General features: G+C 74.1%; 15 protein-coding genes. 6 read left to right on the top strand and 9 right to left on the bottom strand.

What is annotated here, in order from left to right; all coding sequences use genetic code 11:
• Nucleotides 1-104 precede the first annotated feature (104 nt).
• The 3 genes from ACFVSN_RS25520 to ACFVSN_RS25510 all read right to left on the bottom strand — a co-directional run bounded on the left by ACFVSN_RS25520 (nt 105) and on the right by ACFVSN_RS25510 (nt 2,036).
• Nucleotides 105-620 (bottom strand): pyridoxamine 5'-phosphate oxidase family protein, encoded by a 516-nt coding sequence (locus ACFVSN_RS25520; protein ID WP_380447178.1) that lies wholly within the window; start codon nt 618-620, stop codon nt 105-107.
• A 115-nt stretch (nt 621-735) separates the two neighbouring features.
• On the bottom strand, nt 736-1,368 hold the full coding sequence (locus ACFVSN_RS25515) for a phosphatase PAP2 family protein (protein WP_387956651.1): 633 nt from the start codon (nt 1,366-1,368) through the stop codon (nt 736-738).
• Nucleotides 1,368-2,036 carry a DedA family protein gene (locus ACFVSN_RS25510; protein WP_380447182.1) on the bottom strand — a complete coding sequence of 223 codons (669 nt, stop codon included), beginning with the start codon at nt 2,034-2,036 and terminating at the stop codon, nt 1,368-1,370. Before ACFVSN_RS25510 ends, ACFVSN_RS25515 begins: the two co-directional genes overlap by 1 nt.
• 106 nt (nt 2,037-2,142) lie before the next feature.
• Between ACFVSN_RS25510 and ACFVSN_RS25505 the strand changes: the two genes are divergently transcribed.
• The 3 genes from ACFVSN_RS25505 to ACFVSN_RS25495 all read left to right on the top strand — a co-directional run bounded on the left by ACFVSN_RS25505 (nt 2,143) and on the right by ACFVSN_RS25495 (nt 5,199).
• The gene (locus ACFVSN_RS25505) at nt 2,143-2,517 is read left to right on the top strand and encodes a BlaI/MecI/CopY family transcriptional regulator (RefSeq protein WP_380447184.1); all 375 of its coding nucleotides are present in this window, start codon (nt 2,143-2,145) and stop codon (nt 2,515-2,517) included.
• On the top strand, nt 2,517-3,506 hold the full coding sequence (locus ACFVSN_RS25500; protein ID WP_380447186.1) for a M56 family metallopeptidase: 990 nt from the start codon (nt 2,517-2,519) through the stop codon (nt 3,504-3,506). Before ACFVSN_RS25505 ends, ACFVSN_RS25500 begins: the two co-directional genes overlap by 1 nt.
• A gap of 160 nt (nt 3,507-3,666) precedes the next feature.
• Nucleotides 3,667-5,199: a GAF domain-containing protein gene (locus tag ACFVSN_RS25495; RefSeq protein WP_387956650.1), complete on the top strand. Its 1,533-nt coding sequence runs from the start codon at nt 3,667-3,669 to the stop codon at nt 5,197-5,199.
• Here the strand turns inward: ACFVSN_RS25495 and ACFVSN_RS25490 are convergent.
• Nucleotides 5,118-5,618 carry an SsgA family sporulation/cell division regulator gene (locus ACFVSN_RS25490; RefSeq protein ID WP_380447190.1) on the bottom strand — a complete coding sequence of 167 codons (501 nt, stop codon included), beginning with the start codon at nt 5,616-5,618 and terminating at the stop codon, nt 5,118-5,120. The genes ACFVSN_RS25495 and ACFVSN_RS25490 overlap by 82 nt on opposite strands.
• 295 nt (nt 5,619-5,913) lie before the next feature.
• Between ACFVSN_RS25490 and ACFVSN_RS25485 the strand changes: the two genes are divergently transcribed.
• From ACFVSN_RS25485 to ACFVSN_RS25475, 3 genes are all read left to right on the top strand, one after another.
• The gene (locus tag ACFVSN_RS25485) at nt 5,914-7,167 is read left to right on the top strand and encodes a hypothetical protein (protein WP_387956649.1); all 1,254 of its coding nucleotides are present in this window, start codon (nt 5,914-5,916) and stop codon (nt 7,165-7,167) included.
• 137 nt (nt 7,168-7,304) lie between these two features.
• Nucleotides 7,305-8,561, top strand: a complete 1,257-nt coding sequence (locus ACFVSN_RS25480) for a TerD family protein (RefSeq protein ID WP_387956648.1) — start codon at nt 7,305-7,307, stop codon at nt 8,559-8,561.
• Nucleotides 8,562-8,622: 61 nt separating this feature from the next.
• Nucleotides 8,623-9,111, top strand: a complete 489-nt coding sequence (locus ACFVSN_RS25475; RefSeq protein WP_380447195.1) for a GNAT family N-acetyltransferase — start codon at nt 8,623-8,625, stop codon at nt 9,109-9,111.
• Nucleotides 9,112-9,117: 6 nt separating this feature from the next.
• On the opposite strand, the gene ACFVSN_RS25470 is transcribed toward ACFVSN_RS25475, so the two are convergent.
• From ACFVSN_RS25470 to ACFVSN_RS25450, 5 genes are all read right to left on the bottom strand, one after another.
• Nucleotides 9,118-9,810, bottom strand: coding sequence for an RraA family protein (locus ACFVSN_RS25470; RefSeq protein WP_387956647.1), 693 nt, complete (start codon nt 9,808-9,810; stop codon nt 9,118-9,120).
• 161 nt (nt 9,811-9,971) lie between these two features.
• The gene (locus ACFVSN_RS25465) at nt 9,972-10,901 is read right to left on the bottom strand and encodes a proline dehydrogenase family protein (protein WP_380447199.1); all 930 of its coding nucleotides are present in this window, start codon (nt 10,899-10,901) and stop codon (nt 9,972-9,974) included.
• A 170-nt stretch (nt 10,902-11,071) separates the two neighbouring features.
• Nucleotides 11,072-12,700, bottom strand: coding sequence for an L-glutamate gamma-semialdehyde dehydrogenase (gene pruA, locus ACFVSN_RS25460; RefSeq protein WP_380447201.1), 1,629 nt, complete (start codon nt 12,698-12,700; stop codon nt 11,072-11,074).
• Between the two features lie 302 nt (nt 12,701-13,002).
• Entirely contained in the window at nt 13,003-14,226 is a 1,224-nt protein-coding gene (locus ACFVSN_RS25455) for an FAD-dependent oxidoreductase (RefSeq protein WP_387956645.1), read from the bottom strand.
• Nucleotides 14,223-14,819, bottom strand: a complete 597-nt coding sequence (locus ACFVSN_RS25450) for a PadR family transcriptional regulator (protein ID WP_380499286.1) — start codon at nt 14,817-14,819, stop codon at nt 14,223-14,225. Before ACFVSN_RS25450 ends, ACFVSN_RS25455 begins: the two co-directional genes overlap by 4 nt.
• Between the last annotated feature and the right edge of the window lie 32 nt (nt 14,820-14,851).

The raw sequence follows: 14,851 nt of genomic DNA, 5'->3' as shown, positions 1-14,851 counted from the left end.
GGGTTGGTGCACACCCTCCGGGGGGCCCCGTGAGCCCGCCGGGCCGGGCGGCGCCCCCCGGGCGGGGGGGCGCGCCCGGCAAACCGGGCCCCCGCCGCCGTTTCTCAGCTCCGCACCACGCGGGCCCGCAGGTAGTTGCGGCGCCCGAAGTTGGGCTCGTCCACCGCCGTGAGCTCGTCCACCTCGAAGCGGTACAGGGCCGCCGCGCCGGCGCCGGCGAGGTACTGGCGGCGGAGCTCGTCGTCCTGGGCGAAGGACGGGTAGCGGGCCCGGTAGGCGGCCAGGGCGGCCTCCGCCTGGTGGCCCCAGGCCTCGCCGGCGCTGCCCGTGAGCTGGAGGCCGCGCAGCTGTTCGCCGAAGACGGGCGGCGGCAGGAAGACGGTGGCGGCGGCGCGGGCCTCCTCGGCGAGGTGGCGGCTGTGCCGGGTGGAGCGCTCGCTGACGAAGTACAGGACGAGGTCGTCGTCGTGGGCGAAGAACGCCAGGTTGGCGTGCGGCCCGTGCTCGTGCCCCGCCGTCGCGAGGGTGAGCACCATGGCCTCGGCGAGCAGGCCTTCGACGCCCTTGTGCAGGAGGTCCCCGGGCCAGTCCCCCTGGGTGATGTCGAGTCGGTACGGCACGGACGCTCCCTCCGCTGGCACGACAGAGCCGGGCGGGTTCCCCGTCGCGACGGGGCTCCACGCCCGGCTCACATGCTCTACCCGCCGCCCCGCCCGAACAAGGCGGGGGACGGAATCAGTACCGCGGCAGCGCGCCCGGACCGAGCAGCGGGCGCAGTGCCCCGCCCCGCATCCGGTCCACCAGGGGTCCGCAGCGCCCGGCGATCGGCGCCAGGAGCGCCGCGACGACGATGCCGACCAGCATGCCGACCGCGACGTCGTGCGGGTAGTGCACGCCGACCCACACCCGGGAGGCGCCCATCAGGACGGCGAAGATCCCGGCGATCGCGCCGAGGCGGCGGTCGACGAAGAACAGCGCGGTGGCGGCGGCGAAGGCGATCACGGTGTGGTTGCTGGGGAAGGACCAGTCACCGGTACCGGGGCAGGTCTCCAGGGGGACGCTCCCCCGGATCTGCGCACACGGCCGGACCTCCTCGACCATGCCCTTCAGCACGGAGTTCGCGACGTACGCGACGACCACGATCACCGGCGTCGCCAGCACCCGGGCCATCAGGACCGAGTCGGCACCGCGCGCCCGCCACCACGCGTGGAGCATGAACAGTGCGAACAGGCCGAGGCCGATGGCCGACCAGACCTTGATCACGTCGTCCAGCCACACCGGCGCGGCCTTGGACCAGCCGTTGACCTGGGTGTAGAGGCCGCCGGAGATGCCACTGCCGTCGAACACGGCGAGAGCCCGGGAGGACATCACGCGTCACCTCCGTGACGGCGCGCCTTACGGGCGCGGAACACTTCGAGAACAATGGGGAGCACGGAGACAACTACTACCAGACCGATGATCGGTAGCAGATATCGGTCGATGCTGGGGATCGACGATCCCAGCCCGTAGCCGGCCAGCACCACGCCCACCGTCCACAGCACACCGCCCGCGACCTGCCAGAAGGTGAACGAGCGGACCGGCACTTCGAGCACGCCGCACATCGGATTGAGCACCGTTCGGACGACGGGGATGAACCGCGCCAGGACGATCGCCTTGCCGTGGCCGTACTTGGCCAGCAGTTCCTCGGCCCGCTCGACGCCCTCCTGCAGGCTCTTGCGCTTGCTGCGGCGCAGCAGCGCCCGCCCGCCCCGCCTGCCGATGACGTAGCCGACCTGGGCGCCCGCCAGCGCGCCGACCAGGGCCGCCGGGAGGACCTGCCACAGCTCCAGCTGCGGGCCCTTGGTGGCGCCGGGCACGCAGAGCAGCCCGGCGGTGAACAGCAGCGAGTCGCCGGGCAGGAAGAAGCCCACCAGCAGGCCGGTCTCGGCGAAGAGCACCACGGCGATGCCGAGCGCGCCGAAGGCGGCGAGCAGCGAGGAGGCGTCCAGCGGGTTCACCGCGAGGTGGACGGCCGGATCGAGGGGGAACTGGAGCAAGGCTGGCGGACCTCCCGTACGTTGGAGGGCGGTGGAACGCCCGGACCGTCTACAGTGACGTAGACGGTCTACATGACTGTAGACGATAACTGGAGGAAGCGCCGCCATGTCCGACGTACCGTCCGCCCGCCGGCCCGCCGGGGAGCTGGAGGCCGAGGTGCTGACCGCCCTCTGGTCCGCACGGCACCCGATGACGCCGCAGGACGTCCAGGCGGCGCTCGGCGGGGACCTCGCCCGCACCACGATCGCGACGATCCTCGCCCGCCTGCACGACAAGGGCACCGTCGAACGGACCCGGGCCGGCCGCGCCTACGCCTACACCCCGACCGTCCAGGACACCGCGGGCCTCGCCGCCCGCCGCATGCACACCGAGCTCGGCCGCGAGGCCGACCGCTCCACCGTGCTCGCGCGCTTCGTGTCCGACCTCTCCGCCGAGGACGAGCAGCTCCTCCGCGCACTCCTGGGCGACGGCACCGCGTGATGATCGCCGTCTGGGCGCCCCTCCTGCTGCCCTTCCTCGCCGCCCCGCTGGCCCGCCGCCTCGCCGACGCGCTGTCCCCCCGGGCCGCCGCCTGGACGCTCGCCGGCTCGGCCGCCGTCCTGGCCGGCGGCACCCTGTGCTCGCTCGGCCTGCTCGCCGCCGCCGGACTGCTCCAGCTGCCGCCGGTCGCCGCCCTCGGCCACCTGTCCCTGCCCTGGCTCACCGCCGCCGCGCCCGGCGCACCCCTCGCGGCGGCCGTCGCCGCACTCGCCCTGGCCGCGCTGACCGCCCTCGCCGTCCGGACCGCCCGCCGCCACCACCGCGACCTGCGCACCGCCCGGGCCGCCCTGCCCGTCGAGGACGCGCGCCGGACCCCGCGGGACCTGCTCACCCCGCCCGACCACCGGCTCACCGTCCTCGACGACGAACGCGCCGACGCCTTCGCCCTCCCGGGCCGGCTGCACCGCGGCGAACCCGGCCGGATCGTCGTCACCGCCGGCATGCTGCGGGCCCTCAGCGGCCCCGAGCGGGCGGCCCTGCTCGCCCACGAGCGGGCCCACCTCACCGGCCGCCACCACCTCTTCCTCGCCCTGGCCGAACACGCCGCCGACATCCACCCGGCGCTCCGGCAACTGCGCGCGCCCCTCGGCTACCACCTGGAGCGCTGGGCCGACGAGGTGGCGGCGGCCCGGGTGGGCGACCGCACCGTGACCGCCCGCGCGGTGGGCCGCGCCGCCCTGGCCGCCAACCGGGCCCCGTCGCCCGCCCGCCCCAAGCTGGCGGCCGCGGCCCACACCGGCCCCGTCCCGCGGCGGGTGGCCGCCCTCCTGCAACCCCGTCCGACCCCGACGGGCACCCGCCTGCGCCCGGTGGCCCTGGCCCTGGCCGCCTGCCTGGCACTGAGCACGGCGGCCACCATGGAGGCGACCGCCGACCTGCACCACACGGTGGAGGCCGCCCAGCACAACGACGGACGCGTGGAGCGCTGACGGCCGCGGCGGGCGCAACCGGCAGCAGCCGCGGAAGAAACCCCCACCACCCCGCACACCGACTTCCCCGACCCCGTCCCCAGACCCCCGCCTCCCCCTTACGCTTTCGTCAGCGCATCGACCCCGACGCGCCCTCGATCGGCGGCGAGGAGCAACCCGAGTGCGTCAGACCGGACGGCAGACCCGACGACCGGAACGTCGAACCCCGCCGACCGCGGCCGAACTGGCCAAGGTCCACGACCGCACCCTCGCCGACGCCGCCGCCCGGGAAGCCGCCCGCGAGAACACCCAGCAGCCCGTCGGCACCGGCACCACCGGCGACGGCCAGGGCCTGCCGGAACCCCGCCCCGAGATCGGCGACTCCTGGGAGCGCCTGCGCCGCCTCGGTCTCGACCCCGACTCCGGCGCCGCCGCCATCCACCTCGGCCCGGCCGAGGTCGAACTGCGCCGGCGGGCGAGCGGCCTGGAAGCCGTCATGCCCGTGCTCCGCGAAACCCTCATCCAGCCCGTGGACCAGGCGCCGCTGATCCTCGCGATCGCCGACGCCGAGGGCCACGTCCTGTGGCAGGAGGGCGAGCGGGGCCTGCGCCGCAGCGCCGACCGGATCGGCTTCCTGATCGGCGCCCGCTGGATCGAGGAGAGCGTCGGCACCAACGGGATCGCGGCGGCGCTGCGCACCCAGCGCCCGATGCAGGTCCACTCCGCCGAGCACTACCTGCGCAGCCACCACTCCTGGACGTGCGTCGCCGCGCCCGTCCACGACCCCGGCACCGGACAGCTCATCGGCGCGGTCAACCTCAGCGGCCCCGCCCACAGCGTGCGCCCGTACCTGCTCCAGCTCACCACCACGGCAGCGCGCCTCGCCGAGACCGAACTGCGCGCCCACCGGCTGGAGTCGCTCCACCAACTGCGCACGATGGCAGCCCCACTGCTCGCCCGGGTGGCCGGCCCGGCGCTCGTGGTGGACGCCGCCGGGTGGACCGCCGCCTCGGCCGGGCTCCCGCCGCTCGGCCGGCTGCGCCTGCCCGCGGAGAGCTGGGGCGCCGCGGCCGTCCAGTGGGTGCCCGGGCTCGGCGAGTGCGTCCTCGAACCGCTGGCCGACGGCTGGCTGGTGCGGCCGGTCCGGCCGTCGGACGGGGACGGCACCCTCGCCGCCGAACAGCCGGAGGGGGCGCGGCTGCGCCTGGACCTGCGGCGCGCGGACCGGCCGGAGCTCTCGGTGCAGGGCGCGGCCGGCGGCTGGTCGCACGCGCTCAGCCCGCGCCACGCCGAACTGCTGCTCCTGCTGGCCACCGGACGCGACGGCAGCACCGCCGCGCAGCTCGCCGACGCGCTGTTCGGGGATCCGGCCAGGACGGTCACCGTCCGCGCCGAGCTGTCCCGGCTGCGCCGCTACCTGGGCGGCCTGCTGGCCCACCGGCCGTACCGGTTCGCGGAGTCGGTGCTGGTCACGGTGCTGGGCCCGGACGATCCGTACGACCTGCTGCCGTCGTCGTCGGCCCCGGCCGTGCGCCGGCTGCGGACGGCACTGGCCGCCGGAACGGTACGCCTGCCGGGCACAGCGGTCCCCGAACCCCGCATGTCCGACCCGCGCGCCCGCGTGAGCGCCCCTCAGCCGCCCCCGAGCAGCGCGGCCAGCTGGGCGTCGGTCGGGCCGCAGGCGCGCTCGGCCTCCTCGGAGACCAGCGCGTAGGTCCGGTCGAGCCAGGCCTGCACGCGGGGCTTGGAGACCTCCAGCAGGGCACTGCCGTGCGGGGATTCGAGCGCGAGGTGCAACGTCGAGCCGTGGCACGGGCAGTACGCCGGCCACAGTTTGACGTCGCCCTGGCCGCTCAGCATGCGCAGGCCGTCGCGCAGGAGTTCGCGCGAGAAGACCCAGTCGGCCTCGTCCGGCCGGCCCAGGTGGAAGGTCAGCAGCACCTCGTACGGACGGGCGGCTTCGAAGCGGAACCGGGTGCGGACCTCGCCGACGACCTCCTCGCCCAGAGCGATCCGCAGCGTCAGCACCTCCTCCACCGCCGCCGGAGCGGCGGTGGAGCCTTCCCCATCGTCGCCCGTGGGGGTGGCGGCGAGGGGTGCACTGGAGGCTGCGGACAGCGGGTCGGGCGGCATGACGGTCTCTCCGGGACGGCGTGGGATGCTCTCAGACTGCGCCACCGCGGGCCGGGCGGGCAAGGGTTGCAAGGAGGTTGCAATCACCCCCGTCCCGGACGGACGGTCCTTACTCAATTTTGTCGGACGATCCGTCAACTTCCTTGCGATGAACGGATGTCCACGAAGTGGATGGAATCCGTCCACGACGTGGCCGCCCGCTGGTACGCTCACCCCCTCCCGGAACGGACCCCGCGCCACGGACCGTGGGAGAATGCGGCGACTGCGACGGCGACTTCGGGGAGGGAGGGGTCCGGTGGCTGTGCGCGAGGACGCGGTACCGGACGTGCGGCACGAGGCCGCGCCACACGGCCGGCACGGTCGGCCGCGCCCGTTCGGCGGCCGGTTCCGGCTGCCCACCCTGCGGTTCTCCGGCGCCGCGATGGCGATGTCCACGGTCGTCGGCATCAGCATCGCCACCACCCTGCTCCTGCACGAGCAGCAGGGCGTCGGCCGGCGGGCCGGCGTCGCCCGGGTCGGCACCACGCCGCCGCCGACCCCGAGCGGGAGCGGCACCGAGCAGGCCGAGGCCGCCGCCGAGCACCCCCCGGCAGCGCCCGAGCCCAGCGGACGGCCGTCCGCCTCCCGGCCCGCGCGACCGCACCCCGGCTCGTCGACACCCGCTCCCTCCACGCACCGACCGGGCACGCCCGAGCCGACGGCCGCCGCGTCCGAGGGCGGACACACCGGGCTCGCGTCCACCGACGATCCGTCCGCCCAGGGCCGCGGGGCCACCGCGGGGCACGGGCCGGCGGCGCCGTCCGGACCGGCGTCCACGTCTCCGCAGACGTCCCCGCAGATGACGCCCACCCCGTCGCCGGCACAGCCGTCCGGACAGCCGTCGCCGTCCCCGAGCGCGAGCCTCCCGTCCGGCACCCCGTCGTTCACGCCGCGGCTCCCGACCGTCCCTTCGGTGGTCCCGGCCGTCCCGGGATCCGACATCACCCCGAACACCCCTGCCGCCACCGGCGTCCCCGACACCGGCGCGACCACCGACGTCACTCCCGGGGCCGAGCAGCCCCTGAGCGGCGTCGCCCAGGTCTCCCCGCTCGGCCGCGACGGCACGCGGCACGTGCTCGGCCTCAGCGTCACCGAGCCCGTCACCGCCCTCCAGACCGAGTTCCGGCTCGCCCCGGGCGAGTTGGCCCCGGGCAGCGGCACCGCGTGGACGGACCTGCCCGGTGCCGTGGTCACCGCCCAGCAGGAACGGGGCGCCCTGGTCTACCGGTTCACCACGCCGGCCGGTACCGACGTCGGCCCCGGGCACTACACGTTCGGCGTCCGCGGCACCCGCCCGACCGCGACGGCCCCGCGCAAGGGCGCCGCGGCGGAGGGCTGGAACGCCGCCGCCTTCGGCATCACCGACCCCCGGGCCGTCTCCGCCCTGGGCACCTTCACCGAGGCGGCACCGCAAGCGGGCCGGCAGCCCGCCCCGCCGGAAGCCCCGTCGAAGACCCCGCCGGAAGCCTCGCCGGAGGCCCGGTCGAAGACCCCGCCCGTCCACCACTGACGCCCGGCCGGGCCCCGCCGGTCCCTCCGGCGACCCGGGCTCATCTCCGCGGCCACGTTCGTTACTGTGGGCAGCACCCGGCCCGGCGGCCCGACCGGGCCCCGTGCGGCCGCCGACCCGTACCCGAGGAGGAGTCCGTGTCCACCGTCCTGACCCCCGGCGGAAACGCACCGCTGTCCGCCGCGCGCGTGACCGTCGAGGTCACCGCACCCAAGGCGCTGGACGTCTCCGGCCTGCTGCTGACCGACGCCGGGAAGGTGCGTTCGGACGCCGACTTCGTGTTCTTCAACGCGCCGCACGGCCCCGGCGTCAGCCACCGCCCGGCCGGCGCGGGCGCGCCGGACGCGATCACGGTGGACACCCGGGCCGTCCCGTCCGGGATCACCAAGGTGGTCGTGACGGCCAGTCCGGCCGACCAGGAGAGCACGTTCGCCGGGATGGAGCCGACCGCGACCGTCCGCGACGCCGACACCGGCCAGGTGCTGGTCTCCTTCACCCCGCCGCCGCTCGGCCGGGAGACCGCGCTCATCGTGGTGGAGGTCTACCTGCGCAACGGCGCGTGGAAGGTGCGGGCGGTCGGCCAGGGGTACGCCAACGGACTCGCGGGCATCGCCACCGACTTCGGCGTCACCGTCGACGAGACCCCGGTGGCCCCGGCGGCCCCTCCGGTCTCCGTCGCGCCCCCGATGCCGTCCGCCCCGCCGCCCGCACCGACCGCACCGCCCCTCGACCCGCGCATCGCCCGCACCGCCGCGCCCCCGATGCCGACCACCCCGCCGCCCGCCGCACCGTCGGCACCGGCCGCGGCCACCCGCCCGAAGGTCACCCTCGACAAGGGCCGGGTCAACCTGGTCAAGGGCAGCTCGGTGTCCCTGGTCAAGAACGGCCGCCCGTTCCTCTCCTCGGTCCGGATGGCCCTCGGCTGGGAGCCCGCCGGCCGCGACCGCAGCATCGACCTCGACGCCTCCTGCATCGCCTTCGACGCCAGGCGCCGCAAGCTGGAGACGGCCTGGTTCATGAAGCTCACCGTCTTCAACGGCGCGATCGCCCACTCCGGCGACAACCTCACCGGCGAGGGCACCGGCGACGACGAGTCGATCACCGTCCACCTGGAGGGCCTGCCCGCCGAGGTCACCGGCCTGGTCTTCGTCGTCAACTCCTTCTCCGGGCAGCGCTTCACCGAGGTGCAGAACGCCTACTGCCGCCTGCTGGACGCCGGCAGCGGACAGGAGCTGGTCCGCTTCGACCTGACCCACTCGGAGCCGCGCACCGGAGTGGTGATGTGCAAGCTGGTCCGCCAGAGCACCGGCGAGTGGGAGATGACGGCGCTCGGCGAGTACGTGGACGCCAAGACCGCCCGCGCGATGATCGAGCCGTCCGCCGCGCTCCTCTGAGCCCCGCTCGCCCACCGGAAAACCGGTGGCCGGTCCGCCGGCCCGGGGCCATCCTGTCCGCATGCAGATCAGAGAAGCCACCGCCGAGGACTGGCCGGCCATCTGGCCGTTCTTCCACGCGATCGTCGCCGCGGGCGAGACGTTCCCGTACCCGCCGGACCTCTCCTCCGAGCTCGGGCGCGAGTGGTGGCTGCTGCCCGCACCGAACCGCACGGTGGTCGCGGTGGACGACGCGGGCACGGTCGTCGGCACCGCCAACATGTGCCGCAACCGCCCGGGCAACGGCTCGCACGTGGCCAGCGCCAGCTACATGGTGGACCCGGCCCACCACGGGCGGGGCATCGGGCGGGCCCTGGTCGAGCACACCCTCGACTGGGCCCGCCGACAGGGCTACCGCGCCATGCAGTTCAACGCGGTGGTGGCGAACAACCACCACGCGGTGAAGCTCTACGAATCGCTGGGCTTCAGCGTCGTCGGCACCGTCCCCGAGGCCTTCCGCCACCCCACCGAGGGATACGTCGGCCTCCACGTGATGCACCGCCCGCTCTGAGGGCGGCTACTCCTCGATGGCCCCGCCCACCCGGCGCAGGTGCTGCCGGAAGCTGTACGCCGGGTCGGCGGCGCGCCGCTCCAGGTACTCGTCGAAGGCGGTCTGCCGGCGGAGCGTGTCGCCGGAGCGGATCCGCCCGGCCTGGGCGCGCTCGGTGCGGGCGATGTCCGCGGCCGTCGCGAGCACCTCGTCGATCCGGTCGCCCGGGACGAACAGCACGCCGTCCGCGTCGGCGAGGACCACGTCCCCGGCGTCCACCAGGTGCGGCCCGAACCGCGCCGTGACCAGCGCCTCCGGCTCCCGCTCGGCCAGCCGCAGGGGCCCGAGCGACAGGGCGCCGTAGCTGAACACCGGCAGCCCGATCTCCACCAGCTCGGGCGTGTCCCGGTGCAGCCCCCACACGACGATCCCGGCGACCCCGGCCGCCATCGCCTCCAGCACGGCGAGGTCCCCGATGCAGGCCTCGTCCGTCCGCCCGCCGTTGTCGATCACGAGGACGTCCCCGTCCCGCGCGGCCCCGTACGCCTCCAGGAACACGTCCACGCTCCCGTAGTGCCGCACCGGCAGCACCCGCCCGGCGACCCGGACCCCCGCCCCGACCCCCGCAACCCCCACCGGCGCCGCCCGCACCCCCACCCCGAGCCGCACACAGGCATCCGCCACCAACGGCGTCGACAGCCCTTCGAACTCCTTCAGCATCCCCAACTCCTCCCACTACGGCCCCAGTTCACCACCCCCGATCCTAGGCCGGGACCCACCCCCGTGAACGCCCGAAACCGCCGGGAACACGCGGAACGCGAAACGGCTCGCACCCCCTCCCACAAAGGGGGTGCGAGCCGTTCGGCACCGGGGCCGCAGCGTCAGCTGCGGGTGGCCATGGCGCGGAGGAAGAAGGTCAGGTTGGCCGGGCGCTCGGCGAGGCGGCGCATGAAGTAGCCGTACCACTCCTGGCCGTACGGGAGGTACACCCGCATGGTGTTGCCCTCGCCGGCGAGGCGCAGCTGCTCCTCCGGGCGGATGCCGTAGAGCATCTGGTACTCGAACGAGTCGCGGTTGCGGCCGTTCCACTGGGCCAGCTGCCCGGCGATCTTGATCATGTTCGGGTCGTGCGAGGCGATCATCGGGTAACCCTCGCCCGCCATCAGGACCTTGAGGGCCCGGACGTACGCGAGGTCGACCTCGTGCTTGCCCTGGAAGGCGACCGACTCGGGCTCCTTGTAGGCGCCCTTGCACAGGCGCACGCGGGAGCCGGCGCCGGAGAACTCGCGGCAGTCGGCCTCGGTGCGGCGCAGGTAGGCCTGGAGCACGACGCCCAGCCACGGGTAGTCGGCCCGCAGCTCGCGCGCGATGGCGAGGGTGGAGTCGGTGGTGGTGTGGTCCTCCATGTCGAGGGTCACCGTGGTGCCCGCGTCGGCGGCGGCCTCGCAGATGCGGCGGGCGTTCTCCAGCGCGATCTTCTCGCCGTCCACCGGCAGGAACTGGCCGACGGCCGACAGCTTGACGGACACCTCGGCGCCGGCCGCGAGGCCGGTCTCCTTGAGCGCCTTGAGCAGGTGCTCGTACGCCTCGGCGGTGCCGGCGGCCTGGGCGGCGTCCTGGGTGTCCTCGCCGAGGTGGTCCAGGGTGACCTTGCGGCCGGTGGCGACGAGGTCGTCGCAGGCGGTGACGGCGTCGTCGAGGACCTCGCCGGCGACGAAGCGCTCGACTATCGCGTGGGTCGGCGGGAACTTCTCGACCACGGTCCGGACCTGCGGCGACCGGGAGGCCGCGAGGAGGGCGGAACGGAGCATCGTGACTCCTGGAACTGGTGCTTCTAAGGGTGGCAGAAAGTGGCCGGGGCGGCGGGTACGGGGGTGGCCCCGCCGCCCCGGCGGGGCGGCGCCCGGTTGCGGGACCGGGCGTCGCGGGTGACCGATGGCTACGCGATGTCCACGTGGAGCCGGAGGGTCGAGGGGGCCGGTCAGCCCATGTGCGGGTAGCGGTAGTCCGTCGGCGGGACGAAGGTCTCCTTGACCGAGCGGGTCGAGGTCCACCGCGCGAGGTTCTGCTTGGCGCCGGCCTTGTCGTTGGTGCCGGAGGCCCGGCCGCCGCCGAAGGGCTGCTGGCCGACGACGGCGCCGGTCGGCTTGTCGTTGATGTAGAAGTTGCCGGCCGCGAAGCGCAGCTTCTCCATCGCGTGCTCGACGGCCGCGCGGTCCTGGGAGATGATCGAGCCGGTCAGGCCGTAGGCCGAGACGGACTCCATCTGCGCCAGCATCTCGTCGTACTTCTCGTCCTCGTAGACGTGGACGGCGAGGACGGGGCCGAAGTACTCGTCGCGGAAGTACTCCGAGGCCGGGTCCTGGCACACGAGCACGGTCGGGCGGACGAAGTAGCCGACCGAGTCGTCGTAGGTGCCGCCGGCGAGGACCTCGACCCGCGGGTCGGCCTGGGCGCGGTCGATGGCGGCCTTGTTCTTGGCGAAGGCGCGCTCGTCGATGACGGCGGACATGAAGTTGCCCAGGTCGCTGACGTCGCCCATGGTCAGGCCGTCGACCTCGGCGGCGAACTCGTCCTTCAGGCCGGCCCACAGCGAGGCGGGGACGTAGGCGCGGGAGAGCGCCGAGCACTTCTGGCCCTGGAACTCGAAGGCGCCGCGGGTCATCGCGGTCTTCAGCACGGCCGGGTCGGCGGACGGGTGGGCGACGAGGAAGTCCTTGCCGCCGGTCTCGCCGACGATCCGCGGGTAGGTGCGGTACTGCGAGATGTTGTTGCCGACCTCGCGCCACAGGTGCTGGAAGGTGGCGGTGGAGCCGGTGAAGTGGATGCCGGCGAGCGCCGGGTGCTTGAGCGCGACGGCGGAGACGTCGAGGCCGTCGCCGGTCACCATGTTGATGACGCCCTTGGGCAGGCCGGCCGCCTCCAGCAGCTGCATGAGCAGGTGCGCGGAGAACTGCTGGGTCGGGGACGGCTTCCAGAGCACCACGTTGCCCATCAGCGCGGGCGCGGTCGGCAGGTTGCCGGCGATCGCGGTGAAGTTGAACGGGGTGATCGCGTAGACGAAGCCCTCCAGCGGGCGGTGGTCGCTGCGGTTCCACACGCCGTCCGAGGAGACCGGCTGCTCGGCCATGATCTGGCGGGCGAAGTGCACGTTGAAGCGCAGGAAGTCGACCAGCTCGCAGGGGGTGTCGATCTCGGCCTGCTGCGCGGTCTTGGACTGGCCGAGCATGGTGGCGGCGGCCAGGGTCTCGCGCCAGGGGCCGGCCAGCAGGTCGGCGGCGCGGAGGAAGATCGCGGCGCGGGAGTCGAAGGAGAGCGCCTGCCAGGCCGGGGCGGCGGCCAGGGCAGCGTCGATGGCGTCCTGCGCGTCGGCCTGGGTGGCGTTGCGCAGGGTGCCGAGCCGAGCCGCGTGGTTGTGCGGCTGGACGACGTGGATCTCGGCGCCGCCGCCCATGCGGCGCTCACCGTTGATCGTCATGGTCAGCTGGACCGGCTCCTGGCCGCCCAGCTCCTTCAGCTTGGCCTCCAGGCGGGCCCGTTCGGGGCTGCCGGGGGCGTAGCTGTGGACCGGCTCGTTCACCGGCGCGGGGACCTGGGTCACAGCGTCCATGAGTTCTCCTGTGATTATCGGATTCAGCGATACCGCATGTCACCATGCTGATACGCTCTGTCACGTTCCGCTTGCGGGATCGGACAGGGCTTGTCCGTCGCAAGGCCGCGTGGCCAAGCGAGAAGCCCCGGCGTATGCCACGGGCGGAGTCACGAGGCGCACGCTCTCCTTTCGAGGAGCAGTCGCTGCGACCGCCGGCACGGACCGGCCAGCGTTGGATAACGCTATTTCAGCCGCCCGGCCATGCAATTGGCCGGGCGGCTAAAGTCGCCCGGACGGAGTTGTCCGAGCGAACGAAAGCGTCACGCCCCGACAGCCACCCGCCGCTCCCAGTCGATCCGGTAGCCGTGCACCGGGCGGAGCATCTTCTCCGGGCTCATGAACGTCCGCATGGCGATCGGCGCGAGCAGCCGGAACATCACCCGCGAGACCGGCCCGGAGGACTTCTGGCTGTTGGTGCGGACCGCGTCGGCGGCGATCTTCTCGACCCGCGGCCGGCGCATCGCCTCGTAGGCGGCGAACGCGGCGGTGTGGTCGGGCAGGTCCCGCAGGCAGCGGGCGAGTTCGACGGCGCTCTCGACGGCGAGCGAGACGCCCTGGCCGGAGCTGTTGGACGGCGCGTGCACCGAGTCGCCGACCAGGACCATCCGGCCGCGGTGCCAGTGCGGGACGGACGGCATGATCTCCAGCCGCGGGAAGACCTCCATGGTGTCGGCGTCGGCCACCGCGAGGACGTCCCGGGCGGGCACGTCGCCGGAGTGCAGGTCGCGCAGCCGGCGCAGCCACTCGTCGTTGCTCACGGCGCGGACCTGTTCGTAGGTCAGCTGCTCGGGCTGCGGGACGTTGCTGAACCACGCCGTCCCGGCGCCCTCGGGCAGTCCCCAGTAGCCGAAGAAGGCGCGGGCGCCGTTGGCGAAGTGCACGGTCTCGCCGCGTCCGGCCCGGCCGGGCAGGCGGTACGGGCTGTAGCCGCCGATGCCGAGCAGCCCGGTGTACCGGGCGCCGGGCGCGGCCGGGTCGATCAGGGTGCGGACGGTGGAGCGGGTGCCGTCGGCGCCGATCAGCAGGTCGCCGGTGGCGGTGGTGCCGTCGGCGAAGCGGGCGGTGATGCCGTCGGCGCCCTCCTCGACGCCGACGAGCCGTTTGCCGTACCGGACGTCGATGCCGGCCTCGCCGAGCCGCCGCTGCAGCACCTCGTACAGTTCGGCGCGGCGCATCAGCCGCCCGCGCGGCAGGTCGGGCAGGCCGGCGAACTCGGCGAGCGTGCCGCCCCTGCCGTCCTCGATGACCATCGGGCCGACCGGCTGGCCGAGCCGGCCGGCCTCCGCCTCCAGCCCGACGGCCGCGAGGGCGCCGAGCCCGTTGGGGGCGATCATGAACGTCCCGCCGATGCCCTCGGCGGAGCTCTCGTAGGCCTCGAACACGAGCGGCTCGATGCCGGCCCTGCGCAGCGCCAGCGCCATCACGGGCCCGGCGATGCCGCCGCCGATGATCAGGGCCTTGCGGGTCGTACCGTTGGTGCTCATTCCAGGCTCCTCATGAATTCCTGCAGGGTCCGGTTGAAGTCCGGCTCCCCGAGCTGTGCGATGAGGTTCTCGGTGAAGCGCCGCTCGGCTTCCAGCAGCGCGAGCGCGTAGTCGTCCTCGACCACGAACATCGGGTGGACGCCCATCTCCGCCGCCTTGCGCAGTTGGGCGCGCTCGGCGTCGATCCGGGCGTCCAGGGTCGCCAGCCGCCGGCCGAGCAGTTCGGCCGCCTCGGAGGGCGGCACCACCACGAGCAGGCACAGGGCCACCCCGAAGGACGGGTACTCCTCCTGCGGTTCGGCGATCCACTCGCGCATCCAGCTGTCGAGCTCCGCCTTCCCCTCGGGCGTGAGGGCGTAGACGGTGCGTTCCGGCCGCTGGGTGTCGCGGACGGTCTCCTGTTCGGCGACGAACCCCGCCTTCCGCAGCTGCTCCACGACCATGTACAGCGAGCTGCGGTTGTACTTGATGTTGCGGTCCTTGCCGTGCTCCTTGAGCCGGCGCCCCATCTCGTACGGGTGCATCGGCTCGGCCGTGAGCTCGGCCAGGACCGCGAGGGCCAGCGGGTTCGACACCTTGCGTCGCTTCGCCATGAGATCTTCCTCATCTCTTGGTCAGTACTGAC

This window comes from Kitasatospora sp. NPDC057904 (assembly GCF_042887925.1).
In the GTDB taxonomy this organism is placed as follows: domain Bacteria; phylum Actinomycetota; class Actinomycetes; order Streptomycetales; family Streptomycetaceae; genus Kitasatospora.
The sequence above is the reverse complement of the archived record's forward strand: the minus strand, read 5'-3'. Positions and strand labels throughout refer to the sequence as shown.